18 protein-coding genes are annotated in these 22,825 nt (G+C 66.8%); 10 read left to right on the top strand and 8 right to left on the bottom strand.

Features of this window, described 5'->3' with window-relative positions; genetic code table 11:
• Positions 1–50: 50 nt before the first annotated feature.
• On the bottom strand, positions 51–3,125 hold the full coding sequence (locus Q8K84_RS13015; RefSeq protein ID WP_305283097.1) for an SEL1-like repeat protein: 3,075 nt from the start codon (positions 3,123–3,125) through the stop codon (positions 51–53).
• Between the two features lie 211 nt (positions 3,126–3,336).
• On the opposite strand from Q8K84_RS13015, the gene Q8K84_RS13010 reads away from it, so the two are divergent.
• Positions 3,337–3,549, top strand: coding sequence for a hypothetical protein (locus Q8K84_RS13010; protein WP_305283095.1), 213 nt, complete (start codon positions 3,337–3,339; stop codon positions 3,547–3,549).
• Here Q8K84_RS13010 and Q8K84_RS13005 read toward each other — a convergent pair.
• Entirely contained in the window at positions 3,546–5,231 is a 1,686-nt protein-coding gene (locus Q8K84_RS13005; protein ID WP_305283094.1) for a GNAT family N-acetyltransferase, read from the bottom strand. The genes Q8K84_RS13010 and Q8K84_RS13005 overlap by 4 nt on opposite strands.
• 173 nt (positions 5,232–5,404) lie before the next feature.
• Between Q8K84_RS13005 and Q8K84_RS13000 the strand changes: the two genes are divergently transcribed.
• The 5 genes from Q8K84_RS13000 to Q8K84_RS12980 all read left to right on the top strand — a co-directional run bounded on the left by Q8K84_RS13000 (position 5,405) and on the right by Q8K84_RS12980 (position 11,594).
• Positions 5,405–6,628, top strand: coding sequence for an acyl-CoA dehydrogenase family protein (locus Q8K84_RS13000; protein WP_305283093.1), 1,224 nt, complete (start codon positions 5,405–5,407; stop codon positions 6,626–6,628).
• 76 nt (positions 6,629–6,704) lie between these two features.
• Positions 6,705–7,913 carry an acyl-CoA dehydrogenase family protein gene (locus Q8K84_RS12995; protein ID WP_305283092.1) on the top strand — a complete coding sequence of 403 codons (1,209 nt, stop codon included), beginning with the start codon at positions 6,705–6,707 and terminating at the stop codon, positions 7,911–7,913.
• Between the two features lie 73 nt (positions 7,914–7,986).
• Complete coding sequence (locus tag Q8K84_RS12990) at positions 7,987–9,195, top strand: acyl-CoA dehydrogenase family protein (protein WP_305283090.1); 1,209 nt, start codon at positions 7,987–7,989, stop codon at positions 9,193–9,195.
• A 31-nt stretch (positions 9,196–9,226) separates the two neighbouring features.
• Positions 9,227–10,423, top strand: coding sequence for an acyl-CoA dehydrogenase family protein (locus tag Q8K84_RS12985; RefSeq protein ID WP_305283088.1), 1,197 nt, complete (start codon positions 9,227–9,229; stop codon positions 10,421–10,423).
• 34 nt (positions 10,424–10,457) lie between these two features.
• Positions 10,458–11,594, top strand: a complete 1,137-nt coding sequence (locus tag Q8K84_RS12980; protein ID WP_305283086.1) for an acyl-CoA dehydrogenase family protein — start codon at positions 10,458–10,460, stop codon at positions 11,592–11,594.
• 77 nt (positions 11,595–11,671) lie between these two features.
• Here Q8K84_RS12980 and Q8K84_RS12975 read toward each other — a convergent pair whose 3' ends face one another.
• Together Q8K84_RS12975 and Q8K84_RS12970 are read right to left on the bottom strand one after the other, a co-directional pair.
• Entirely contained in the window at positions 11,672–12,925 is a 1,254-nt protein-coding gene (locus tag Q8K84_RS12975) for an RNA polymerase sigma factor (RefSeq protein ID WP_305283084.1), read from the bottom strand.
• The gene (locus Q8K84_RS12970; RefSeq protein WP_305283083.1) at positions 12,922–13,305 is read right to left on the bottom strand and encodes a YciI family protein; all 384 of its coding nucleotides are present in this window, start codon (positions 13,303–13,305) and stop codon (positions 12,922–12,924) included. The genes Q8K84_RS12975 and Q8K84_RS12970 overlap by 4 nt, the downstream gene beginning before the upstream one ends.
• 156 nt (positions 13,306–13,461) lie before the next feature.
• Here Q8K84_RS12970 and Q8K84_RS12965 point away from each other — a divergent pair, with 156 nt between their 5' ends.
• Positions 13,462–14,268, top strand: coding sequence for an undecaprenyl-diphosphate phosphatase (locus Q8K84_RS12965; RefSeq protein ID WP_305283082.1), 807 nt, complete (start codon positions 13,462–13,464; stop codon positions 14,266–14,268).
• 112 nt (positions 14,269–14,380) lie between these two features.
• Here Q8K84_RS12965 and Q8K84_RS12960 read toward each other — a convergent pair whose 3' ends face one another.
• The 3 genes from Q8K84_RS12960 to Q8K84_RS12950 form a co-directional block, all read right to left on the bottom strand.
• A complete protein-coding gene (locus tag Q8K84_RS12960; RefSeq protein ID WP_305283081.1) occupies positions 14,381–15,145 on the bottom strand; it encodes a hypothetical protein in 765 nt (254 codons plus the stop codon).
• A gap of 23 nt (positions 15,146–15,168) precedes the next feature.
• Positions 15,169–15,534, bottom strand: a complete 366-nt coding sequence (locus Q8K84_RS12955) for a hypothetical protein (protein WP_305283080.1) — start codon at positions 15,532–15,534, stop codon at positions 15,169–15,171.
• A 109-nt stretch (positions 15,535–15,643) separates the two neighbouring features.
• Complete coding sequence (locus Q8K84_RS12950; RefSeq protein WP_305283079.1) at positions 15,644–16,249, bottom strand: sensor histidine kinase; 606 nt, start codon at positions 16,247–16,249, stop codon at positions 15,644–15,646.
• Positions 16,250–16,405: 156 nt separating this feature from the next.
• On the opposite strand from Q8K84_RS12950, the gene Q8K84_RS12945 reads away from it, so the two are divergent.
• Positions 16,406–17,170, top strand: coding sequence for a hypothetical protein (locus tag Q8K84_RS12945; RefSeq protein WP_305283078.1), 765 nt, complete (start codon positions 16,406–16,408; stop codon positions 17,168–17,170).
• A 69-nt stretch (positions 17,171–17,239) separates the two neighbouring features.
• Here the strand turns inward: Q8K84_RS12945 and Q8K84_RS12940 are convergent, their stop codons facing one another.
• Positions 17,240–18,832 (bottom strand): isocitrate lyase, encoded by a 1,593-nt coding sequence (locus Q8K84_RS12940; protein ID WP_305283077.1) that lies wholly within the window; start codon positions 18,830–18,832, stop codon positions 17,240–17,242.
• 147 nt (positions 18,833–18,979) lie between these two features.
• Between Q8K84_RS12940 and Q8K84_RS12935 the strand changes: the two genes are divergently transcribed.
• Both Q8K84_RS12935 and Q8K84_RS12930 read left to right on the top strand, forming a co-directional pair.
• Complete coding sequence (locus tag Q8K84_RS12935; RefSeq protein WP_305283076.1) at positions 18,980–20,395, top strand: short-chain fatty acyl-CoA regulator family protein; 1,416 nt, start codon at positions 18,980–18,982, stop codon at positions 20,393–20,395.
• A gap of 249 nt (positions 20,396–20,644) precedes the next feature.
• Complete coding sequence (locus Q8K84_RS12930) at positions 20,645–22,792, top strand: malate synthase G (protein WP_305283075.1); 2,148 nt, start codon at positions 20,645–20,647, stop codon at positions 22,790–22,792.
• Positions 22,793–22,825 lie beyond the last annotated feature (33 nt).

Raw genomic sequence — 22,825 nt, 5'->3', positions numbered from 1 at the left:
GATCTAGGGACGCGTGGTTGCGTCCAAGCGGTCGGCCCGCCTCAGGCCGATCAACGCGTGAAGACGGAGAGCTTTGAAACCGTCGTCTGGTCGAGAGCGCCCGTGGCGGCCAGCCCTTGATCGCGCTGATAGGCGGCGACCGCAAGGCGCAGGGCCGGAGATGCGGCGCCGTCCGTCGGCCCCTGATAGTAGCCCAGCCGCGACAGGGCCCGCTGCGCCGTCTGCAGGGCTTCGGGAGATACGCCTGGGGCTGCGGCGGCCGCGACGGCTGTCGGCGGCGCCGGCTCTGTCGGACGGAATGCGCTGGCGGCCCGCTCGGCGACAGCCTGAGCCGCCGGCGTCAGAGCATCCTTGATGCGCTCGGCGCTGGCCGCAGCGTCCTTGTCGCCAGCGCCGCCGGCGATCATGAACCACTTGTAGGCCTCAGCGGCGTTCTGGCTGACCCCGAAGCCCTCTTCGTAGAGGCGGCCAAGATTGTACTGGCTATCCACGAGGCCAAGGTCTGCGGCCCGGCGGAACCATTGGGCCGCCGTGGTGGAGTTCTTCGGCCCGCCGACGCCCTCGAAATAGTAGAGGGCGAGATTGTGCATGGCCTTGCGGTCGCCGCCCTGGGCGGCGCGTTCAGTCCAGCGACGGGCCTCGGCCATATCCTTGGCGACACCCGCGCCACCGCCCTCATAGAGCTTGGCCAGGTAGAACTGGGCCGGCGCGTAGCCGAGATTGGCGACCCGCTTGACCTCGTCGACACCGCCTGGGGCTCCAGCCTCGACCCGACGGACCGCCTCGGCATAGAGCGCCGGGAAATCAGCACGCATCTGACCGGAGGGACCTGCGTCGACATCCTCAAGGGAGGGTTGCGGAGACAGGGCGATGGCCGCCCGCGGCGCGGCGCTGTCGCCGTTCAGTCCGGCCAGGTCATCAGGCGCCGTGCGGCCAGCCGAGACGGCCTGAGCGACCCGCGCCGGCAGATCGCCTGAAGGATCGCCCCCGATCAGCACCATCCCGCCCGCCGCCATGCCGAGGAACGCCGCGCCCCCGGAGATCAGAAGTGCGGTCTGCAGGGTCGAGCTGGCCCGCTTTTTGGGACGAACCGAGAAGCTGCTGAAGAGGGATCCACCGGCCTCTTTGGGCTCCGGGGCAGGCTTGGTCTTGACCTTGGGCTTTCGGCCCTTGGTCTCAGCGGCAGGCGCCGCCCGCGCCGCGGCCCGCGCCTGCGCAATGACCTCGCGGGTCGACAGGGCCTGAGGGCTGGTCGCCTTTGTCGTCGCCGGCGCCGGGGCGACAAATTCCGCCTCGTCTTCGAATCCGAAGTCATCGTCGTAGTCGGCGCGGACCTGAGGCGCGGGAGCTACGCTTTCGGCGCGGGCGTACGGCGATTGTGGGACCGGCTCTGGCTCGGGCTCGGGTTCGATGTACGGCTCGACCACCGGGGCCGGAGCTGGGATTGCTCGGCGGGCCTGAGGCGGGGGCGGGGCGAAGCCGTCGGCGGCCTCGAAATCCTCAGGCGAGAAGGGCGGGCGCTCGGCCTCGGCGGAGAAGGTCTGCGGCGCGGGGAAACTGTCGTCCGCGGCGGCGAAGACCTCACCGCCCCGGGGTTCTGGCAGAGGTTCTGAAGCGCCAAAGCCGGCGAAGTCCTCGAGGTCGAAGGGCGAATCCTGGACAGTAGCGGGCGGCCGCGCTGGAACAGAAGCCGGAACCGCAGCGGCGGCCTCGACATCCCTTGGCGTCTCGGCGAGCCGACGATCGATCCGCTCGCGGGCTTCTTCGAGCAGACGCGCCGTGCGTTCTTCGCTCAGCCGGATGCGTTCAGACAGTTCTTCGGCGGCGCGATCTTGGCGGCTGCTGATGCGTTCGGTGACCCGGGCGACCTGGTCGCCAACATCGTCAATGGCCTGGGCCGACCGGCGTTCGGCGGTGGCGATCTTTTCCCCGAGGCGCTCGGTGATCTTGGCGATCTCGCCGCCCAGGCGCTCCAGCGCTTCGGCATGCAGGGAGTCCGAGCGGCCCAGACGGGTCTCCATGGCCGTGGCGATACGCGCGACCTCGCCCCCGACGGTCTGGATAGCCTGGGCGCTGTGATGCTCGGCGGTCTGGACCCGGCGATTGAGGTTCTCAGCCATGCTCAGCACCTCGCGCCCCATCGCCTCGATGGCCTGGGCCGAGCGCTGCTCGGCGGCGCGGACATGGTTGGTCATCTCGCCCAACCGACGCTCCATGCGGTCGAACCGCCCGTCAGCCGCGGCGTGCAGCTTCTGGGTCATCTCGACCCGGGCGGCTTCCACGCGCTCGGTAAGGCGGGCGGCCATTTCCTCGAGCCGATGGTCGATGCCAGGCGCCTCGCCCGACTCCACCGACTGCATACGACCATCGAGATGGGCGAAGGATTCGCGCAGGCTTTCGAGCGCCTCGCCGGTACGGATCTCGGCTTCACTCAAGCGCTGCGACACCCGGCCGACGACCTCTTCGATCAGGCCAGGAGACTCACTGCCCCCCTGCGCCTCAACGCGATCGACACGGGCCTCGATGGCGCCGAGCGCCTCCCGCGTGCGGGTTTCGCCGTCATAGAGATGGTTGGCGACCTTGGCGACAGCCCCTTCCAGAGCCCGCAGGGCCTCAGCCGAGCGGGGCCCGGCGGCCTCGGCCTCCATGCGACGCAGGCGTTCGGCGATCCGCATCTGCTCGGTGGACACACCCTCGACCGCGCCCTCGAAGCGGGCGGCCACGGCGATATGCTCACGCTCGGCGGCCTCAATGCGGGCCAGGGCCGCACGGACAGAGTGCTCAACCCCCGAGACCGCCAGACCTGTCCGGCCTTCTGAGACCTCCAGACGCTCGCTCAGCCGGTCGAGCGCCAGGGCGATGCGGCCCATCTCGTCGGCAGGATGTTCAGCCGCTTCGACCCGCGGCGGCGCGTCATCGGTCCGACGGGCGCTCTCGAAGTAGAGGGGAGCAGGGCGGCGCGCGATATCAGCCTCGGAGACGGCGTCCTCCGGACCTTCATCGTCCAGAATCATTCGATTCAGCCACTCGCCCAAGGTCATACCCGAGCGTCGGGCCAGGTCCTTAGCGACCTCCCGAGCCTTCGGGTCAATGCCCTTGACGCTCCATGGCGTCGCCACGCTCATTCGAATCGATCTCCTACCCGCGATTCGACGCTAGCCACCGAACCTTGGGGTGTAAACGCACGGTTAACGCTAGATATAGCGTTTGGCGCGATGAGCTGTGGATGAGGAGCCCAATGCGGAATCCCTTAGCCCGCAACAGGGGGCGAGAGGGTTAACCAAAGGTAAACGGTCCCGTTTGCGAAGGGCGCGACACTGCGGTACGGCGTCGCAGATGGAGCTGTCCCTTACCCTGGCCCTTGGGGCCGCCCTGCTCGCCGTGACCGTCTTTTCAGGATGGATGGGCGCCCGGCCGCCCGACTTTCGCCGGGGGCCAAGACTCCTGCCCTACCGCTTCATCATGCTGATGGGGGCGGCCGGCCTGATCATGGTCCTCGTCCATCTGGTCAATCTGATGGGCGTCAGCACCGGGCCTACGCGCTTCTAGGTGTCGGAACCATCGCCTGGCCCGCCCTCTTGGCGCGGCTCGGCCTTTCGCGGGCGCTTGGCCAGCGCCGCCATGCCGCCAGAGGACAGCAGGCCCACATCGGCCAGCAGCAGCGGTATCGCCCACTTGTGCGGAGCCGCCAGGTATCGCGGCTGCCAAAGGGGGTCGTACTTGTCCTTGTAGCGGCGCACGCCCTGGAAATTGTAGATTTCCTCGCCCCGCTCATAGAGCAGCCGACCAACCCGGGACATGATCGGGGCGAAGGGGCGGTGCTCAAGACCCGCCAGGGGCGCCATGCCGAACTCAAAGGCCTGATAGCCCTGGGCGCGTCCCCAGGCGATCAGCTCCACGAACAGGTAGTCCATGATGTTCTTCGGCGCGGCGTCGGAATACCGCATCAGGTCCATGGAAAACGCCGTCCGCCCGCTGGTGGTCCAGAGGGTGGCGAAGGCCACGATTGTCCCGTTCTGTCGCACCAGGGCGATGGGGAACTCCGACACATAGGCGGGCGCAAAAGCCCCCATGGTGAAACGCTTTTCGCCCCCGGCATGATGATCCAGCCACTGGTCAGAGATCACCTGCAACTCGTCCAGCACCTCGGGGACCTGAGCCGGCGGGACCACCTCGAACGTGGCGCCCTCTTCGCCGGCCTTGCGCCAGGCCCGGCGTAGATTGCCGCGTTTGCGGCCCTCTACCGAAAAGGTCTCCAGGGGCACGACCGCAGACTCCCCAATCTTCTGCAGGGAGAAGCCCAGCTCCACCACCTCAGGCAGATCATCGGCGCCCATGGCGTAGATGCCGGGTCTCGCGGCATGGGCGTCGGCCATCTCGCGGAAACGCCAGAACAGTTCCAGCCGCTCGTCGCGGCGGCCGACCGGCGCGCCCAGGGCGATCCAGGAGCGTCCCCGAACCCCGAACATCAGGAAGGATTGCCCGCTCTGGGAAAAGATAAACCGCTTGTCGCCCAGGAGGGCGAGGTTCGAGGCCGGCTCAGCAGCCTGGGCTGAGGCGAGGATGGCGCGAACCTGCTGGAAATCCTGGTCATCGGGGCTGACCACGCGCGGCGTGGCCGCCGTCGCAAACAGCCGCCACATCCCGAACGCCATCAGCCCCAGGGCCGCGCCGACCCAGGCGCGGATCGCGCGAGCGGCGTCGTCCTCGACCATCACGCTGATCCAGCTGCGATGCCCATAGTCGGCATTCTGAAACGACCACATGCCCAGCAGTCCCGCCCCCACCACCAGGGCGGCCGCCGAGACCAGCCAGCCCGGCGTGATCTCCATGCGCAACAGGCGCGCCTCCCGGGAAAAGGCCGCTCGGAAGGGCGCCAGAAAGAGCATCAGCGCCCCGAGCCAGGCGGTTTCCTCCCAGACGATCCCCTTGAGCAGTGTCAGGGGCAGAGAGACGCCCAGGGCGACCATGGTGGCGATCCAGGCGGCGTCCAGCCGGGCGCGCAGGCCAAAGGCCAGAAAAATCAGGATCAGGCCCAGGACGCTGGACAAGAAGTGGGAGAGCTCGATCAGTATGCCGGGCGCCAACTCCGCCAGCAGCAGGAACCGGTTTGGCACCGACGGCGTGGCCGCGGACACCACCAGCATGACCCCAGCGGCCAGGGTGAGGATGGCGCCCGCCAGCGGGGCCGCGGCCAGGCCGGCGGGCCGCAGTTCGCGCATGAGCCTCATGAAGCGGAGCGTCCTGATGAAGAGTCGGCCCGTATATAGACCGGATTCGTTAAGGACGGCGCCGACCAGGCTTCAAACACGTGTTCGCAAGGCGGCTTGCCCTGCGTTCGCCCGGCGCTAATGTGGCGCGCAAAATCGGGTTCCACCCCGTCGCCATCTTTTGGGAGACAGCCATGGCCGACTTCGGCAGCGCAGACCTCGACAGCTTCCGGTCAGACGTCCGCAGCTGGCTGGAGGCCAACTATCCCGCTGAGCTGCGCGACCCGACCGCCAAGGTCGACCCCGAGGCCATGTGGGGCGGCCAGGCCTTTCTGGAGTCCGACGATCTGCAGATCGCCTGGATGCGGAAGATGGGCGAGAAGGGCTGGACCGCGCCCACCTGGCCGGCTCAGTACGGCGGCGGGGGCCTGAGCCCGGCCCAGGCGCGCATCCTGGACCAGGAGCTGAACGCCGGCCGCTATCGCACCCCGCTCGCCTCCTTTGGTGTCTGGATGCTGGGCCCCGTGCTGCTGGAATACGCCAATGAGGACCAGAAGCGCGAGCACCTGCCCAAGATCATCAAGGGTGAAACCCGCTGGTGCCAGGGCTATTCCGAGCCCGGCGCGGGGTCTGACCTCGCCTCGCTCCAGACCCGTTGCGAGGACAAGGGCGACCACTGGCTGATTAACGGCCAGAAGGTCTGGACCTCCTATGCCGACAAGGCCGACTGGTGTTTCTGCCTGGTGCGGACCGACACCTCGAAGAAGCATGAGGGGGTCTCCTTCGTGCTCATCGATATGCGCTCCCCCGGCGTGGAGACCCGCCCGATCCAGCTGATCTCCGGGGAGAGCCCGTTCTGCGAGACCTTCTTCACCGACGTGAAGATCCCCAAGGGCAATCTTGTGGGTAAGGTCAACGGCGGTTGGGAGATCGCCAAGCGCCTGTTGCAGTATGAGCGGCAGAACATTTCGGGCGGCTTCGGCGGCGGCGGCGGGGCCGGCGGCACGGCAGGCGATCTGGCCCAGGTGGCCAAGGGCTATCATGGCCTGGACGCCAGCGGCTTGCTGGCCGACACCGACCTGCGCAGCCGGATCACCCAGAACAAGATGAACATGCAGTGCCTGGGCCTGACCATCAGCCGCACGGCCGCCGAGGCCAAGGCGAGCAATGGCCCCAGCGCCGCGGTCTCGATTATCAAGTACGCTGCGGCGACCTTCGCCCAGGAGCGGTCGGAGCTGATGATCGAAGCCATGGGCCACCAAGGCCTGGGCTGGGACGGCGAGGCCTATAAGCCCGGCGAACTGCTGGCGACCCACGGCTGGCTGCGCTCAAAGGGGAACTCCATCGAAGGCGGCACCAGCGAAGTAAATCTGAACGTCATCTCCAAGCGTGTTCTGGGGCTGCCCGACCCGAAGTAGGCGGTCGCGCACAGCCGCCGGTCGCATTTTCGGCCGGCGGACACCCCGGACGACATTTTTGCAAAGGCGGATTTCCATGGCCGATTTTGGCGGCGATCTCGATACCTTCCGCGGCGAGGCCAAGGCCTGGCTCGAAGAGAACTTCCCCAAGGCGCTGAAGGGCGACCTCGGCGCTCAGACCGCCGCGGCGGCCGGCGGCAAGGAAAGCGCTGAGGCCCGCCAGTGGCGCGAGGCCATGGGCGCCAAGGGCTGGGGCGTGCCGACCTGGCCCGCCGAATACGGCGGCGGCGGTCTGTCGCGCCAGGAGGCCCGAGTGCTGGCCGAGGAGATGGCTGCTATCGGCGCCCGCAATCCGATCGGCGGCATGGGCGTGATGATGTTCGGGCCGACCCTGATCGAGTATGGGACCGAAGAGCTCAAGCGCCAGCATCTGCCGGGGATCATCACCGGCTCCGTCCGCTGGTGCCAAGGCTATTCTGAGCCGGGCTCCGGCTCCGACCTCGCCTCCCTTCAGACCCGCGCCGAGGACAAGGGCGATCACTGGCTGGTCAATGGCCAGAAGATCTGGACCTCGGGCGCCAATCTCGCCGACTGGTGCTTCTGTCTGGTCCGCACCGACACCTCAAAGAAGCACGAGGGCATCTCCTTCCTGCTGATCGACATGACCACCCCGGGGGTCGAGGTGCGGCCGATCCTGTTGATCAATGGCGGCTCTCCCTTCTGTGAGACCTTCTTCACCGATGTGAAGGTCCCCAAGGACCAGCTGTTCGGCCCGCTCAACGGCGGCTGGACGGTGGCCAAGCGCCTGCTGCAGTTCGAGCGCGACAATATCTCGGCGGGCCTGGGCGGCGGCAATATCGGCGCGCCGACCGCGGTGATGAGCGTCGAGGATGCGGCCAAAACCTATGTCGGCGTCGACGAGACCGGCCGGATCGCCGACCACGACCTGCGCCGCCGGATCATCGAGCACCGGATGGAGGCCCGCGCCTTCCAGCTCACCGTCCGCCGCGCCGCCGACGAGGCCAAGTCCAATTCAGGCCCCAGCGCCGCGACCTCGATCATGAAGTACGCCGGCGCCAAGGTCGCCCAGGATCGCAATGAGCTGCTGATCGAAGCCATCGGCCATCAGGGCCTCGGCTGGGATGGCGACGCCTACGCCGAGTCTGAGCTTGGAATGGTCCGCGCCTGGCTCCGGTCGAAGGGCAACTCCATCGAGGGCGGAACCTCGGAAATCAATTTGAACGTGGTCTCCAAGCGGGTGCTCGGCCTGCCGGACCCGAAGTAAGCGTGCGACTCCCCGAGCCACGGAATTTATGCTATAAAGAACGATAACATAATGAATTTAAGGGAGAATATTCATGGCTGACTTTGGTGGCGCTGATCTGGACGGCTTCCGGACGCAGGCGCGTGAGTGGCTGCAGGCCAATTTCCCCAAGTCGCTGGCCCATGATACCGAAGCCCAGACACGGGCCATGGCCGGGGGGGTCGAACTGACCGGCGACATGGCGCTGTGGCGTGATCGGATGGGCGAAAAAGGCTGGGGCGTTCCCACCTGGCCGGCCCAGTACGGCGGCGGCGGCCTCTCGCCCCAGGAAGCCCGGGCCTTGAACCAGGAGATGGCCGCCATCGGCGCCTGGAACCCGATCGGCGGCATGGGCGTGGGCATGTTCGGCCCGACCCTGCTGGAATACGGCACCGAGGATCAAAAGAAGGCCTACATCCCCGACATCGCCACCGCCAAGGTGCGCTGGTGCCAGGGCTTCTCGGAGCCGGGCGCAGGCTCCGACCTCGCCGCGCTGGCGACCCGGGCCGAGGACAAGGGCGACCACTGGCTGGTCAATGGCCAGAAGATCTGGACCTCCGGCGGCCAGTGGGCGGATATGATCTTCTGCCTGGTCCGCACCGACACGACGAAGAAGCATGAGGGCATCTCCTTCGTGGTCTTCCCGATGCGTCAGCCGGGCGTCGAGGTTCGGCCGATCCGCCTGATCGCCGGCTCCTCGCCCTTCTGCGAGACCTTCTTCACCGATGTGAAGGTGCCCAAGGAAAATCTGATCGGCCCGTTGAACGGCGGGTGGACCGTCGCCAAGCGCCTGCTGCAGCACGAGCGTAGCGGCATGGGCGGTCGGGCCGGCGAAGGCGGCAAGCGCGAGGCGCTCGGCGTCATCGCCAAGAAGTATGTGGGCGAGGATGAGCATGGCCGCCTGGCCGATCTCGACCTGCGGACCCGCATCGTCATGAACGACATGGACCTGAAAGCCCTCCAGCAAACCGTCAAGCGCGCGGCCCTGGAAGCCAAGGGCAATTCGGGTCCCTCGGCGACGACCTCGATCATGAAGAACGCCAATATGAAGGTGGCGCAGGACCGGGCCGAACTGACCCTGGAATTCATGGGTCACCAGGGCCTGGGCTGGGAAGGCGAGGACTTCACCGAAGAAGAGCTGGCCGCCGTCCGCGGCTGGCTAGCCGGCAAGGCGGGCTCGATTTACGGCGGGTCCAATGAGGTGCAGAACAACATCATTTCCAAGCGCATCCTCGGCCTTCCGGACGCTGCGCCGTCGAAATGATTAAAACGACTGATTTTCAAGGAGAAATTTAATGGCTGATTTTGGCGGCTCTGATCTGGACGCCTTCCGTACGGAAGCGCGCGACTGGATTGAAGCCAACTTCCCCAAGTCCCTGAAGGGCAAGGGAAGCATGATGATGCGCGAAGAGCGCTCTGAACCGACGCCGGACATGGACGCCTGGCGCAAGGCCATGGGCGAGAAGGGCTGGGGCGTTCCCACCTGGCCGGCCCAGTACGGCGGCGGCGGCCTGACCCCGGCGGAAGGCCGCATCATCCAGCAGGAGCTGGGCCGCGTGGGGGCCTACAACCCCATCGGCGGCATGGGCGTCATGATGTTCGGCCCCACCCTGCTGGAGTACGGCACCGAGGCCCAGAAGCAGCAGCACATCCCCGCGATTGTGAAGGGCGAACTGCAATGGTGCCAGGGCTTCTCCGAGCCGGGCGCCGGCTCTGACCTGGCCTCGCTGCAGACCCGCGCCGAGGACAAGGGCGACCACTACATCGTCAATGGCCAGAAGATCTGGACCTCGGGCGCCCAGTGGGCCCAGTGGTGCTTCTGCCTGGTGCGCACCGACACCACCAAGAAGCATGAGGGCATTTCCTTCGTGCTGTTCCCGATGGACGTGCCTGGCGTCGAAGTCCGCCCGATCCCGCTGATCGCCGGCAACTCGCCCTTCTGCGAGACCTTCCTGACCGACGTCCGCGTCGAAAAGGACCAGGTGGTCGGCCCGGTCAACGGCGGCTGGACGGTGGCCAAGCGCCTCCTGCAGCATGAGCGTTCGGGCCTGTCTGGCGCCGGCGGCGGCGGCGGGTTTGGCGGTCGCTCCCTGGTCAAGCTGGCCAAGGACTATGTCGGCGCCGACGAGGCGGGCCGCCTGGCCGACACCGACCTGCGCACCCGGGTGATCATGAACGAAATTGACGGTCGCGCCTTCCAGCTGACCGCCATGCGCGCCATGGCCGAATCCAAGTCCAATTCCGGACCTTCGGCCGCCACCTCGATCATGAAGAATGCGGGCACCCGCTGGATGCAGGATCGCGCCGAGCTGACCATCGAGCTCATGGGCCATCAGGGCCTGGGCTGGGAGGGCGACGACTTTACGCCGGAAGAGCTGGGCGCCGTGCGCTCCTGGCTGGGCGGCAAGGCGACGACCATCTATGGCGGTTCGCAGGAGGTGCAGAACAACATCATCTCCAAGCGCATCCTCGGCCTGCCCGACCCCAAATAAGCACTCATTCGAATTTTATAGGGAATACAATAAGATGGCCGTTCTCAACGAAGAACAGACAATGCTCCGCGACGCCGCGAAGAGCTGGGTGCAGGAAAAGTCTCCGGTCACCGCCTTCCGCAAGATGCGCGACAGCGGGGTCGAGCTTGGCTACGACGCCAACGCCTGGAACGAGATGGCGGAAATGGGCTGGGCGGGGGTGATCATCCCCGAGGAGTACGGCGGCTCGGACTTCGGCTACCTCTCCATGGGCCTGATCCTGGAGGAAACCGGCCGCACCCTGACCGCCTCCCCGCTGCTGACCTCGGCCCTGGCCTCGGCCTCGGCCCTGGTGCTCGGCGGCTCCGACGCCCAGAAGTCCGAATGGCTGCCGAAGATCGCCGGTGGCGAAGTCGTCGGCGCCCTGGCGATCGACGAGGGCGCCCACCATGCCCCGGCCAAGGTCGCGCTGAAGGCTGAAAAGGCTGGCGCCGGCTACAAGCTGTCAGGCTCCAAGTCCTTCGTGCTGGAAGGCATGGCGGCGGGCCTGCTGATCGTCTCGGCCCGCACCTCGGGCAAGCCGGGCGACACGGACGGGATCACCCTGTTCCTGGTCGCCGGCGACGCCAAGGGCGTGAGCCGCAAGCGTCTGCACCTGGCCGACAGCCGCGGCGCCGCCAACATCACCTTCGACGGTGTCGAAGTCGGCGCCGACGCGGTCCTGGGCGAAGTCGACAAGGGCCACGCCCTGCTGGAAAAGACCCTCGACCGCGCCCGGGCCGGCCTCTGCGCCGAGATGCTCGGCTCGGCCGTGCAGGCCTTCGAAGTCACCCTGGACTACCTCAAGGTCCGGGTGCAGTTCGGCCAGGTCATCGGCTCCTTCCAGGCCCTGCAGCATCGTGCGGCCAAGATGTTCACTGATCTGGAACTGGCCCGTTCGGCCGTCGAAGCCGCCCTCCAGGCGATTGACGCCGACACCCCCGACGTTCCGGAACTGGTCAGCTTGGCGAAGGCCAAGATGGGCGACGTCTTCCATCTGGTGTCCAACGAGATGGTCCAGATGCATGGCGGCATCGGCATGACCGACGCGCACGATGCGGGCTTCTACATGAAGCGCGCCCGTGCGGCCGAGGCGGCCTTTGGCAACCAGGGCTATCACCGCGACCGCTACGCCCGCATCCAGGGCTACTGAGACGCTTCTTCCGACTTCGGTCGGAAGCGTCGGATGACATGGACCCCCGGCCGCAAGGCCGGGGGTTTTCATTTGGACTAAGCTTCGCCCGCCTCGACACGCAGGCGATCGATGTGCTGGCGAATGTGCGCGGCTTCAGCCGGGGTGCGCGCCAGGGCGATGGCGCGATCAAAGGCTTCCCGGGCCTCAGCCTTGCGCTCCAGCTTCAGCAGCATGGCCCCCCTCACCCCATGGAAGTGGAAATAGGCTCCGAGCCGGTGGGCCAGGGGCTCGATCAGGTCGAGGGCCGCGGCGGGGCCTTCGGTCTTCGACACCGCCACGGCCCGGTTCAGGGTGACCACCGGCGAGGGCATATGGTGTTCCAGGGCCTGGTAGAGCCCTGCGATCTGCGGCCAGTCGGTGTCCTCAGCCCGGGGGACCCTCGAATGCAGCGCCGCGATGGCCGCCTGGATCTGGTAGGGACCTGGGACCCGGTGGCGGACGGCCTTGTCGATCAGGGCCAGACCCTCGGCGATCATCCGGCCATTCCAGCGAGTCCGGTCCTGGTCTTCCATTAGAATGATATCGCCAGCGGCATCGAACCGAGCCTCGGCCCGGGCATGTTGCAACAGCATCAGGGCGGTTAGGCCCATGATTTCCGCCTCAGCGGGAAACAGCCGCAGCAGAAGTCGACCCAGGCGGATCGCCTCGTCGCACAATCCGCTGCGGAGCGGGGCCTCACCGCTACTGGCGGAATAGCCTTCGTTGAACAGCAGGTAGATCATCGCCGCCACCGCCGCCAAGCGCTCGGCGCGCTCTATGGCCCCGGGGGTCTCAAAGGGCGACCCCGCCTTCGCCACCTTCGCCTTGGCGCGGGTGATCCGTTGCTCCATGGCGCTGTCGCTCACCAGGAAGGCGCGGGCGATCTCCGCTACACTCAGACCACAGACGATCCGCAGCGCCAGCGCGATCTGCTGGGTGGCCGGGAGATCGGGATGACAACAGATGAACAGCAGACGCAGCACGTCGTCGCGATAATCGGCGCCGTCCAGCCGCTCCACCAGATCGGCCTCGGCGTCCTCCAGGTCGGAGATCAGCACCTCCTGGGGCAATGGCGCCTCCCGGGAGCGGCGCCGCACCGAGTCCAGGGTGGCATTGCGCCCCACCAGGATGAGCCAGGCGGTGGGATCCCGCGGCGGCCCCTTGTCTGGCCAGTTGCGCAGGGCGCGGAGACTCGCCTCCTGAAACGCCTCCTCGGCGACGTCGAGATCGCGGAAGTAGCGCAGCAGGGCGGCCAGGGCCTGGGGTCGCGCGGCGGCGAGCGCCCCGTCGATCCAGGCCAGGTCGCTCATCGCCCTTCGGCGGGCGGCAGGGCGCTGGGATAGAACACCCCGATAGGACGCAACTCATAGGCGCCGCCGGGATTTGCGCGACCGAGATCGCGGGCGACCTCCAGCGCTTGATCGAGGCCTTCACAATCGACGATGTAGAACCCCAACAGCTGCTCCTTGGTCTCGGCGAACGGTCCGTCGAGCACGAGCGGCGGGTCACTGTCCTTTCGAAGCGTGGTGGCGGCCGAGGTGGGGAGCAGCCGCGCCACCGGACCCAGCCGACCCTCAGCCGTCAACTTCTGATGCACAACGTCCAGCTTCTCCATGACCGCGTCATCCTCGGCCTTGGACCAGCCGCCGACCACGGCCTCGGAGTGATAGCAAAGGATGGCGTACAGCATGGGTGATCTTCCTGTTGATCCAAGGACGGGCGATTATGCCTCGCTCCGACAAGGCGTCAGCGGAAAATAGGGGCCTTTCCCGACGCGGGCGCCTGGCCGCCTCGCCATGGCCAAGGATTTTCGCTATCGCAGCCCCTGGACAGTGTGGGGGCCGCCTTGGATCAGAATTCGCTCATCAGCGTCATCATCCTCGGGATCATCGAGGGACTGACTGAGTTCCTTCCGGTGTCGTCCACCGGCCACCTGATCCTGGCCGCCGAACTCCTGGGCTTCAAAGGCCCGGCGGAGACAACCTTCAAGATCGTGGTCCAACTGGGCGCCATCCTGGCGGTGCTGGTGGTCTACGCCCAACGCTTCGTCGGGGTCGGGCTGGGGGCGCTGCAGGCGAGGCCCGCGGATATCGCCTTCGTCCGCAACCTCGCCCTGGCTGTGCTGCCGGCCATGGTGATCGGGGTGTTCGCCTATGACGCCATCAAGCTCATGCTGGAAAACCCCACCATTGTGGCGGTGATGCTGATCATTGGCGGCGTCGCCATCCTGATTATCGAGAAGATCGCACCGCCGCCGGTTATCCACGGCATTGAGGAACTGTCCTGGCGCAACGCCCTGTTGATCGGCCTCTTTCAATGCATGGCGATGATCCCCGGCGTCTCCCGCTCTGGGGCGACGATCATGGGCTCGCTCATGATGGGGGTGGAACGCAAGACCGCGGCGGAATTCACCTTCTTCCTGGCGGCGCCGACCATGGTCGCGGCCACCGCCTATGACCTTTTCAAGTCGTGGCATCTCCTCAACTTCGATGACTTCGCCGGCATCGCCATCGGCTTCCTGGTCGCATTCGCCACGGCCCTGATGGTGGTCAAGAGCCTGATCGCCGTCGTGGGGCGATATGGTTTCGCCCCCTTCGCCTGGTACCGTATCGCGCTCGGCTCAGCTGCCTTGGCCTATCTCTATCTGGCCTAAGCGGCGCCCTCCGCTTCGCCGGGCTGCCGACCGGTTCAACAGGATCGGTATGAAAAAGGCCCCCTGGCCGTTTCCGACCAGGGGGCGATCTCTTCTCTAGTGTTCGATCCGACTAGCGGTCGACGCCGGGGATCGGCTTGACGATATCGCCGCCCGCCTGGCCCGTGCTGCGGCCCGTCTCGGTAAAGGTCTCACCGCCGCCCTGGTTGGCGAAGGATCGATTTTCGGCGAACCGACTACGCTCAACCTGGACTTCTTCCACCGTGTAGGGCTGGGCTTCCGGGTCAAAACGGGTCCAGCCCGTATCGCGGTAGGCTTGGCCACGCATCTGCGCGGTGATGCCCCGCTGCTCGTCAAGAATTTGCTCGAGCCGAGCCGCATCGTCGCCCTCGACCTTGACGCTGACCAGAGTGCCGCCGCGGCGCACGCCCTCAGCAAAGACATGGGCGTCGTCGTCAGAGTGGCCGGCCTCTTTCAGAGCGCCCAGCAGGCCGCCGGTTGCGCCGCCGGCGGCCGCGCCGATCGCCGCGCCAACCGCCGTGGAGGCGAGCCAGCCCGCCGCAACGACGGGTCCGAGCCCCGGAATGGCCAACATGCCCAGGCCGGCCAGCAGACCGCCAGCCCCGCCGATCATGCCACCGGTCGCCGCGCCCTTGCCCGCGCCGTCAGCGACGTCATTCTCGCCGTCGCCGTTGCGATCGCCCAGAGGGCCGCCCCGGGCCTTGGCCTCATCATGGTGATGCCCGGCATGCCAGTTGTCCGCATTGTTGGACACCAGGCTGATGCGATCGTGATGGATGCCAGCGCGCTCAAGGTCGTCGACTGCGCGGAGGGCTTCGGTGTGGCTGTCGAACAGCCGAGTAACAGTCTTGGTCATGTCATATATCCCTGAACAGATTTTTAGTTGGCGGCGGCGACGGCCGGCGTCACAGCGCCGCGATAATCGACGGAGACCTGAACTTCGGCGCCGTCGCGCTGGGCGGTTCCCTGCCAGATGCCCTGCTCATTTTGCGTGAGCGGCCCGACCTGGGCGTAGCCCGCGGACTCGATAGCGCTACGCGCCTGACCTTCAGTGAAGGAGTTCGCGCCAGGCGTCTGGGCGCCGTCACCCATGTTGGGTTCGGTGTCGATCGCCTCGTTGCGGGGGGCTTCCGAGGCGGAGACCATCGGCCCCTCGGTGGTGTCGGTTTCGGCGGTGTCGTTCTGACCACCGCAAGCCGCCAGCAGAGCGGCGACGGCGGTCAGGCTGAGAACGGATTTCATCATTTGGCTGGCTCCCTTGTTGCCGTCAGGAAGCCGCCAGCCGGATCATGGTTCCCGGCGATCATCACTCATCCGCCTCGGCCCAAAGCTCTACCTGAGGGCGAAGTTCGAGCTAGAGCGGGAAGATTAGCTGAGCCGTAAGTCCTCCGCCGGGCGCTGGCAAAAGCGCCAACTCGCCCCTGACCTGGGTAGCCAGACTGCGGGCGAGCCAAAGGCCGAACCGCTCGCGGACATTCTCGCCGGCTGCTCCCAGTCCTGGACCACCATCTGTGATGCACAACCGACCCATGCCGTCAGAATGGGTCAGTTCGATCTCGATCTGTCGAACAGCCGCCCCCCGCAAGCCATGGGTGAGAGCGTTGGCCACCATCTCATTGACGATCAGGGCGAGGGTTGACGCGGCCTGGTCTCGGACATGCATCGGGTCGACCCGGATCACCACATTGACGGCGTCCCCAGCCTGCCGACGTCGCCAGACCGGCGCCATCTCCTCAATATAGCCGGAAAAGTCGATGCCCTCCGGGGTCCTGCGGCGCTCCAGGGATCCGAGCGCTCCAATGGCCTCGGCCATCCAGATCATCTGCCGTCGAACCTCGGCGTCGCTCGCCTTCTGACCACGCATCCGCGCCAGGGTGGCCAGCAGTTGCAGGGTGTTGGCCGTGCGGTGGCGCACTTCCGAAGCCTGCTCTTCGGCTGGCCCCCCCGAATCTTCTGACATGCCCAAACGCCCCCTCAAGCCGGTCGATGAACATGGCTGCGCCAGAGGCGTTTGTCACATGCCGATGCGAGACGCGATGAACGGCTGGGCGCGACATGCCGCGTCTGGGGACCGCCAGCGGCCGTACAGTCCAACGGGTAAACGGGGAGACTTCAGGTGAGCAATCTACATGCGGGGCGGAAGCTGGCGGTGATCGGCGCTGTAACCTTCGCCATCCTGGTTCCAGCCGTTCAGGCCCTGACCGGCTGGGGGCAGAGCGCGGCGGAATTTTCTGAGGACGGAAACTCCACACTTCGGGCGGCGGGATACGCCTTCTCCATCTGGAGCGTGATCTATGCAGGCCTCGTGGCCTACGCCGTGTACCAGGCCCTGCCGCGGCGCGCCGAGCCGCGGCTGCTCGCCGCCGTGGGCTGGCCCTCCGCCCTCGCCGCCCTCGGGTGCGGGATGTGGATCATCGCCTCGGCCGCCGACCTCGACTGGGCCTCGGTGGCCGTCATCCTGGCGTCAGCTGGCGCCATGATCTTCGGTCTGGCCCGGGCAAGGCGTTCGGGTCTCGGCCAAGCGGGGTGGGCGCGGCGACTCGTGGTCTGGCCGCTTGGCCTCCTGGCCGGGTGGCTGACCGCCGCAGCCGCCCTGAACATCCTCACCGTATTCACCGCCCAGGGCGTCATCGGCCCGGACGCCGCCCTGCCCGCCGCTCTGGCAGGTATCGCCGGGGTGACCGCCGTGGCCCTGTTCACCGCGCCGGTCGTGCGGGTCGGCGCCTATGGCCTGGCTGTGAGCTGGGGTCTCGTGGCCGTGGCTGTGGCCGAGGCCGGCCCCAAGCCGCTGGCCGCAGCAGCGGCCCTTGCGGGCGCCCTCGCGGTCCTGGGCTGGACGCTGTTTCTCGTCCTGCGTCGCCCGCGGCGCTTTCAAACATAGAAAAGGCGGCCTGGAGCTTTGCGCTCCAGGCCGCCCGATCCTTCACCCCAACAGGGCGAACCGCCGGCCTTAGCCGAACTGGTTCATCGTGTTGTGAGCGCCGCCCGCCTTCAGCGCGGCTTCGCCGGCGAAGTACTCCTTGTGATCGTCACCGATGTCGGAGCCCGACATGTTCTGGTGCTTCACGCAGGCGATGCCCTGGCGGATTTCTTCGCGCTGCACCTGCTTGACGTAGCCGAGCATGGCTTCGTCGCCGAAGTAGCGCTTGGCCAGGTTGTCGGTGGACAACGCTGCGGTGTGATAGGTCGGCAGGGTGATCAGGTGGTGGAAGATGCCGGCCCGCTTGGCGCCATCGGCCTGGAAGGTGCGGATCTTTTCGTCGGCTTCGACGGCCAGCTCGGAGGCGTCGTAGTCGATGCTCATCAGCTTGTCGCGATCATAGGCCGAGACGTCCTTGCCGGCCGCCTTGTACGCGTCATAGACCTGCTGGCGGAAGTTCAGGGTCCAGTTGAACGACGGGCTGTTGTTGTAGACCAGCTTGGCGTTCGGGACGACTTCGCGGACCTTGTCCATCATCGAGGCGATCTGCTCGACGTGCGGCTTTTCGGTTTCGATCCAGAGGAGATCAGCGCCGTTCTGCAGCGAGGTGATGGAGTCCAGCACGCAGCGGTCGGCGCCGGTGCCTTCGCGGAACTGGAACAGGTTGGAGGGCAGGCGCTTGGGGCGCAGCAGCTTGCCGTCGCGGCTGATGATGACGTCGCCGTTGCCGACCTGCGAAGCATCGACCTCGTCACAGTCCAGGAAGCTGTTGTACTGGTCGCCCAGATCGCCGGCTTCATGGCTGACGGCGATCTGCTTGGTCAGGCCAGCGCCGAGCGAATCGGTGCGGGTGACGATGATGCCGTCATCCACGCCAAGTTCCAGGAAGGCGTAACGGCAGGCGCGGATCTTCTGAATGAAGTCCTCGTGCGGGACGGTGACCTTGCCGTCCTGGTGGCCGCACTGCTTTTCGTCGGAGACCTGGTTTTCGATCTGCAGGGCGCAGGCGCCGGCTTCGATCATCTTCTTCGCCAGCAGATAGGTCGCCTCGGCGTTGCCGAAGCCTGCGTCGATGTCGGCGATGATCGGAACCACGTGGGTCTGATAGTTGTCGGCGGCCTCCAGAAGGGCCTTTTCCTTGGCCTTGTCGCCGGCGGCGCGGGCGGCGTCGATGTCGCGGAACATCATGCCGAGTTCGCGGGCGTCAGCCTGGCGCAGGAAGGTGTAGAGCTCTTCGATCAGGGCCGGGACCGAGGTCTTCTCGTGCATCGACTGGTCGGGCAGCGGGCCGAAGTCCGAGCGCAGGGCCGCGACCATCCAGCCCGACAGGTAGAGATAGCGGCGGTCGGTATTGCCGAAGTGCTTCTTGATCGAGATCATCTTCTGCTGACCGATGAAGCCGTGCCAGCAGCCCAGCGACTGGGTGTACTTGGACGAGTCGGCGTCATAGGCCTCCATGTCCTTGCGCATGATCGCCGCGGTGTAGCGGGCGATATCCAGGCCGGTCTGGAAGCGGTTCTGCAGCCGCATACGGGCCACGGATTCGGCGTTGATGCCGTCCCAGGTTCCGCTCTTGCTCTTGATGAGCTCGCTCATCTTGGTGGTGTGATCTTGGTAGGACATGCGCTTCTCCTCGAAATCCGCCGGGGATTTGAGGGCTCCCTACAGGGGCCGAGCGGCGCTGCGAAACCCCCTGCGCGGTTGCGCTGTCAAACTTTACAGAAATTGCTTGTAATGTTGTAATGACGCCTACGACTTGAGGACTTTTCCATGTCTACCGAGCGACGCCTCTACGTCGGGGCCAACCTGCGCCGGATGCGCCGCGACCTGGGCCTGACCCAGGCCGACATGGCCGCCGACCTTGAGGTCTCAGCCTCCTATATCGCGCTCCTGGAGCGCAACCACCGGCCGCTCAGCGCCGAGATGCTGCTGCGCCTGGCCCAGACCTACCGCATCGATGTCGCCGCCCTGGCCGGCAACGCCGATTCCGACGATGCGGCCCGGCTGCAGGCTGTGCTGAAGGACCCGATGTTCGCCGACATCGACCTGCCGTCCCTGGAGAGCGCCGATGCGGCGACCAACTTTCCCGGCGTCACCGAGGCCCTGCTGCGCCTTTATACCGCCTATCAGGAAGAGCAGTTGGCCCTGGCCGATCGCACCGCCGAGGCCCACGCGACCGGGGCTGGAACCGCCATTGAGGCGCCTGACCCCGTGGCGGAGTCCCGCCGTTTCCTGGCGGCCCGGCGCAACAACTTTCCCACCCTGGACGACGCCGCCGAACGTCTGGCCCAGAACGTCGCCAGCCATGAGGGCCTGACCGGCTATCTGAAGGCCCGCCACGGCCTGCGGGTGCGGCGTCTGCCGGCCAATGTGATGGTCGGATCGGTCCGTCGGCTCGACCAGCACCGCAAGGAAATCCTGCTCGACGACTCCCTCGACACCGCCAGCCAGACCTTTCAGCTCGCCCTTCAACTGGCCTATCTTGAGATGCGGACGGAGGTCGCCACGGTGCTGTCCGAGGGCAGCTTCACTACTGAGAGCGGCGAGCGCCTGACCAGACGGGCCCTGGCCAGCTATGCGGCCGCCGCCATCCTGATGCCCTACACCGCGTTTGCCCGTGCGGTGGAGGCGCGGCGCTATGACGTCGAGGCCCTCGCCCGGCAGTTCGCCGCCAGTTTCGAACAGACCGCCCACAGGTTGACGACCCTTCAGAAGCCCGGCCAGGAGCGTGTGCCCTTCTTCTTCATCCGGGTCGACGAGGCGGGCAATGTGTCCAAGCGGCTGGACGGGGCCGGCTTCCCCTTCGCCCGGCATGGGGGCGGCTGCCCCCTGTGGTCGGTGCACCACGCCTTCCGCACGCCGCGTCAGATCGTCACCCAGTGGCTGGAGCTGCCCGACGGCCACCGCTTTTTCTCGATCTCCCGCACGGTCAGCGCCGGTGGCGGCGCCTATGGGGCGTTGCGGGTCGAGCGGGCCATCGCGCTGGGCTGCGCGGCTGAGCACGCTGATCGCCTGATCTACACCCAGGGACGTCCAGGCCCTGAGCAGGCCACCCCGATTGGCGTCACCTGCCGGCTCTGTCACCGCACCGACTGCACCGCCCGCTCGGCGCCCCCCATCGGTCGCCAGATCCTGGTGGACGATATCCGCCGCACCAGCGCCCCGTTCGGATTTTCCGACAACTAGGTTGCGGGGCGACGTCTTCCCCAGGATGGGCGATCGGCCGCAAGGATTTGCGCCGGCTCGCCCTCGCATGCGCAAGCTTCATCCTGCAATCTCCGGGCGCGGCCGGCAGGCAGGTGCGCGGCGGCCTGGGGCCTCCCTCGCGATAGGGGCTTCAAAGGCGGTCGCTTCCGTGCAGTAAAGCGGCCGAGCGAGGATGTCGCCTAGGGGCGGCCTCTTCGAGAACGCCATATCGAGAGCCTGGTTAAGCGCATGGACATCAGCAACACCCTTTCGGTCGACGATCTTCTGCACGCCTTCGTCGAAGGCGAGCTGCTGCCGGGGACGGGCATAGAGCCGAAGGCCTTCTGGGCCGCCCTTGAGGGCGTCCTGGCCGACTTCACCCCGCGCAACACAGAACTGCTCAAGCGCCGGGACGAGCTGCAGACCACCATCGACGCCTGGTGGCGCGAGCGCCGCGGCAAGGATGTCAGCATCTCCGAGCAGACCGCCTTTCTGCGCGAGATCGGCTACCTGCTGCCCGCCCCGCCGGCCTTCAAAATCGACACCCAGAACGTCGACCCCGAGATCGCACGCCTGGCCGGTCCGCAGCTGGTGGTTCCGGTGTCCAACGCCCGCTACGCGCTGAACGCGGCCAACGCCCGCTGGGGCAGCCTCTATGACGCCCTCTATGGCACCGACGCCCTGGAGCCGCCGACCGGCGGCAAGGGCTACGATCCCGAGCGCGGCGGCAAGGTGATTGCCTATGCCCGCCAGTTTCTTGATCAGGTCGCCCCCCTGTCGGTCGGCTCCCATGCCGACGCGGTCAGCTACGCCATCGTCGGCAAGGACCTGGCGGTCCGCCTGAAGGACGGGACCGAGGCGCGCCTTTCCACTGAGGGGCGGCTGGCCGGCTGGCGGGGAGCCAAGGACGCCCCCGACGGCGTGCTGCTGCGCCACAACGGCCTGCATCTGGAGATCGTGGTCGACCGCAGCCACAACATCGGCAAGGACGATCCGGCCGGCGTGGCCGACGTGCTGGTGGAAGCCGCCCTCACCGCCATCCAGGACTGCGAGGACTCCGTCGCGGCTGTCGACGCCGAGGACAAGACGGGCGTCTATCGCAACTGGCTCGGCCTGATGCGCGGCGACCTTGAGGCGAGCTTCCCCAAGGGCGGCCGCACCGAGACCCGCCGGCTGGACCCCGACCGCACCTATGCGGCCCCCGACGGTTCGGACCTGACCCTGCGCGGCCGCAGCCTGCTGCTGGTGCGCAATGTCGGCCACCACATGACCACCGACATGGTGCGGCTGGATGGCCAGGACGCCTATGAAACCGCCGTCGACGCCATGATCACCGTGGCCGCCGCCCTGCACGACCTGAAGGGCGCACGGGCCAACAGCCCGGCCGGCTCCATCTATGTGGTGAAGCCCAAGATGCACGGTCCCGACGAGGTGGCCCTGGCCGTCCACCTCTTCGACCTGGTCGAGGACGCGCTGGGCATCGCACGCAACACCGTCAAGATCGGCGTCATGGACGAGGAGCGCCGCACCAGCGCCAACCTCAAGGCCTGCATCTACGCCGCCCGCGAGCGGATCGTGTTCATCAATACGGGCTTCCTCGACCGCACCGGCGATGAGATCCACACCGCCATGGAAGCTGGCCCCATGGTCCGCAAGGACGCCATGAAGGCCGAGCCCTGGCTGCCCGCCTACGAGAAGCGCAATGTCGAGATCGGCCTGGCCACCGGCTTCCCTGGCCGCGCCCAGATCGGCAAGGGCATGTGGGCGGCGCCCGACATGATGAAGGACATGCTGGCCGCCAAGATCGGCCATCCCAAGGCCGGCGCCAACACAGCCTGGGTCCCCTCGCCAACCGCCGCGGCGCTCCACGCCCTGCACTATCATCAGGTGGACGTCGCCGCCCTGCAGGCCTCGATGGACTCAACCGAGCCCACGGGTCTTGAAGATCTGCTGACCCTGCCGCTGGCCAAGTCCAACTGGAACGCCGGCGACATCGCTCAGGAGCTGGACAACAACGTACAGGGCATCCTCGGCTACGTGGTCCGCTGGATCGACCACGGGGTCGGCTGCTCAAAGGTGCCGGACATCCACGACGTCGGGCTGATGGAAGACCGGGCGACCCTGCGGATATCCAGCCAGCACATCGCCAACTGGTTGCATCACGGCATCTGCACCGAAGCCCAGGTGCGCGAGACCTTCGCCCGCATGGCCAAGGTGGTCGACGGTCAGAACGCCGGGGACGCACTCTACCAACCGATGAGCCTCGATCTCGACGCCAGCGTCGCCTATCAGGCCGCCCTCGAACTGGTGTTCGAAGGCCGGGTCCAGCCCAACGGCTATACCGAGCACATCCTCACCCGCCGTCGTCGGGAGCGGAAGGCGCAGGCCGCCGGCTGACCTAAGGTTGAAAACTTATCGAGTACAGCCAGG

This window comes from Phenylobacterium sp., from assembly GCF_030679875.1.
GTDB lineage: Bacteria > Pseudomonadota > Alphaproteobacteria > Caulobacterales > Caulobacteraceae > Phenylobacterium.
The sequence above is the reverse complement of the archived record's forward strand: the minus strand, read 5'-3'. Positions and strand labels throughout refer to the sequence as shown.

What these genes read in the sequence shown, in the direction of transcription:
- Q8K84_RS12955 (WP_305283080.1), bottom strand. Translation starts at nt 15,534, where the DNA reads ATGATGAAATCCGTTCTCAGCCTGACCGCCGTCGCCGCTCTGCTGGCG.
- Q8K84_RS12970 (WP_305283083.1), bottom strand. Translation starts at nt 13,305, where the DNA reads ATGCTGTACGCCATCCTTTGCTATCACTCCGAGGCCGTGGTCGGCGGC.
- Q8K84_RS12960 (WP_305283081.1), bottom strand. Translation starts at nt 15,145, where the DNA reads ATGACCAAGACTGTTACTCGGCTGTTCGACAGCCACACCGAAGCCCTC.
- Q8K84_RS12980 (WP_305283086.1), top strand. Translation starts at nt 10,458, where the DNA reads ATGGCCGTTCTCAACGAAGAACAGACAATGCTCCGCGACGCCGCGAAG.
- Q8K84_RS13010 (WP_305283095.1), top strand. Translation starts at nt 3,337, where the DNA reads ATGGAGCTGTCCCTTACCCTGGCCCTTGGGGCCGCCCTGCTCGCCGTG.
- Q8K84_RS12930 (WP_305283075.1), top strand. Translation starts at nt 20,645, where the DNA reads ATGGACATCAGCAACACCCTTTCGGTCGACGATCTTCTGCACGCCTTC.
- Q8K84_RS13000 (WP_305283093.1), top strand. Translation starts at nt 5,405, where the DNA reads ATGGCCGACTTCGGCAGCGCAGACCTCGACAGCTTCCGGTCAGACGTC.
- Q8K84_RS13005 (WP_305283094.1), bottom strand. Translation starts at nt 5,231, where the DNA reads ATGAGGCTCATGCGCGAACTGCGGCCCGCCGGCCTGGCCGCGGCCCCG.
- Q8K84_RS12990 (WP_305283090.1), top strand. Translation starts at nt 7,987, where the DNA reads ATGGCTGACTTTGGTGGCGCTGATCTGGACGGCTTCCGGACGCAGGCG.
- Q8K84_RS12950 (WP_305283079.1), bottom strand. Translation starts at nt 16,249, where the DNA reads ATGTCAGAAGATTCGGGGGGGCCAGCCGAAGAGCAGGCTTCGGAAGTG.
- Q8K84_RS12940 (WP_305283077.1), bottom strand. Translation starts at nt 18,832, where the DNA reads ATGTCCTACCAAGATCACACCACCAAGATGAGCGAGCTCATCAAGAGC.
- Q8K84_RS12985 (WP_305283088.1), top strand. Translation starts at nt 9,227, where the DNA reads ATGGCTGATTTTGGCGGCTCTGATCTGGACGCCTTCCGTACGGAAGCG.
- Q8K84_RS12995 (WP_305283092.1), top strand. Translation starts at nt 6,705, where the DNA reads ATGGCCGATTTTGGCGGCGATCTCGATACCTTCCGCGGCGAGGCCAAG.
- Q8K84_RS12975 (WP_305283084.1), bottom strand. Translation starts at nt 12,925, where the DNA reads ATGAGCGACCTGGCCTGGATCGACGGGGCGCTCGCCGCCGCGCGACCC.
- Q8K84_RS12935 (WP_305283076.1), top strand. Translation starts at nt 18,980, where the DNA reads ATGTCTACCGAGCGACGCCTCTACGTCGGGGCCAACCTGCGCCGGATG.
- Q8K84_RS13015 (WP_305283097.1), bottom strand. Translation starts at nt 3,125, where the DNA reads ATGAGCGTGGCGACGCCATGGAGCGTCAAGGGCATTGACCCGAAGGCT.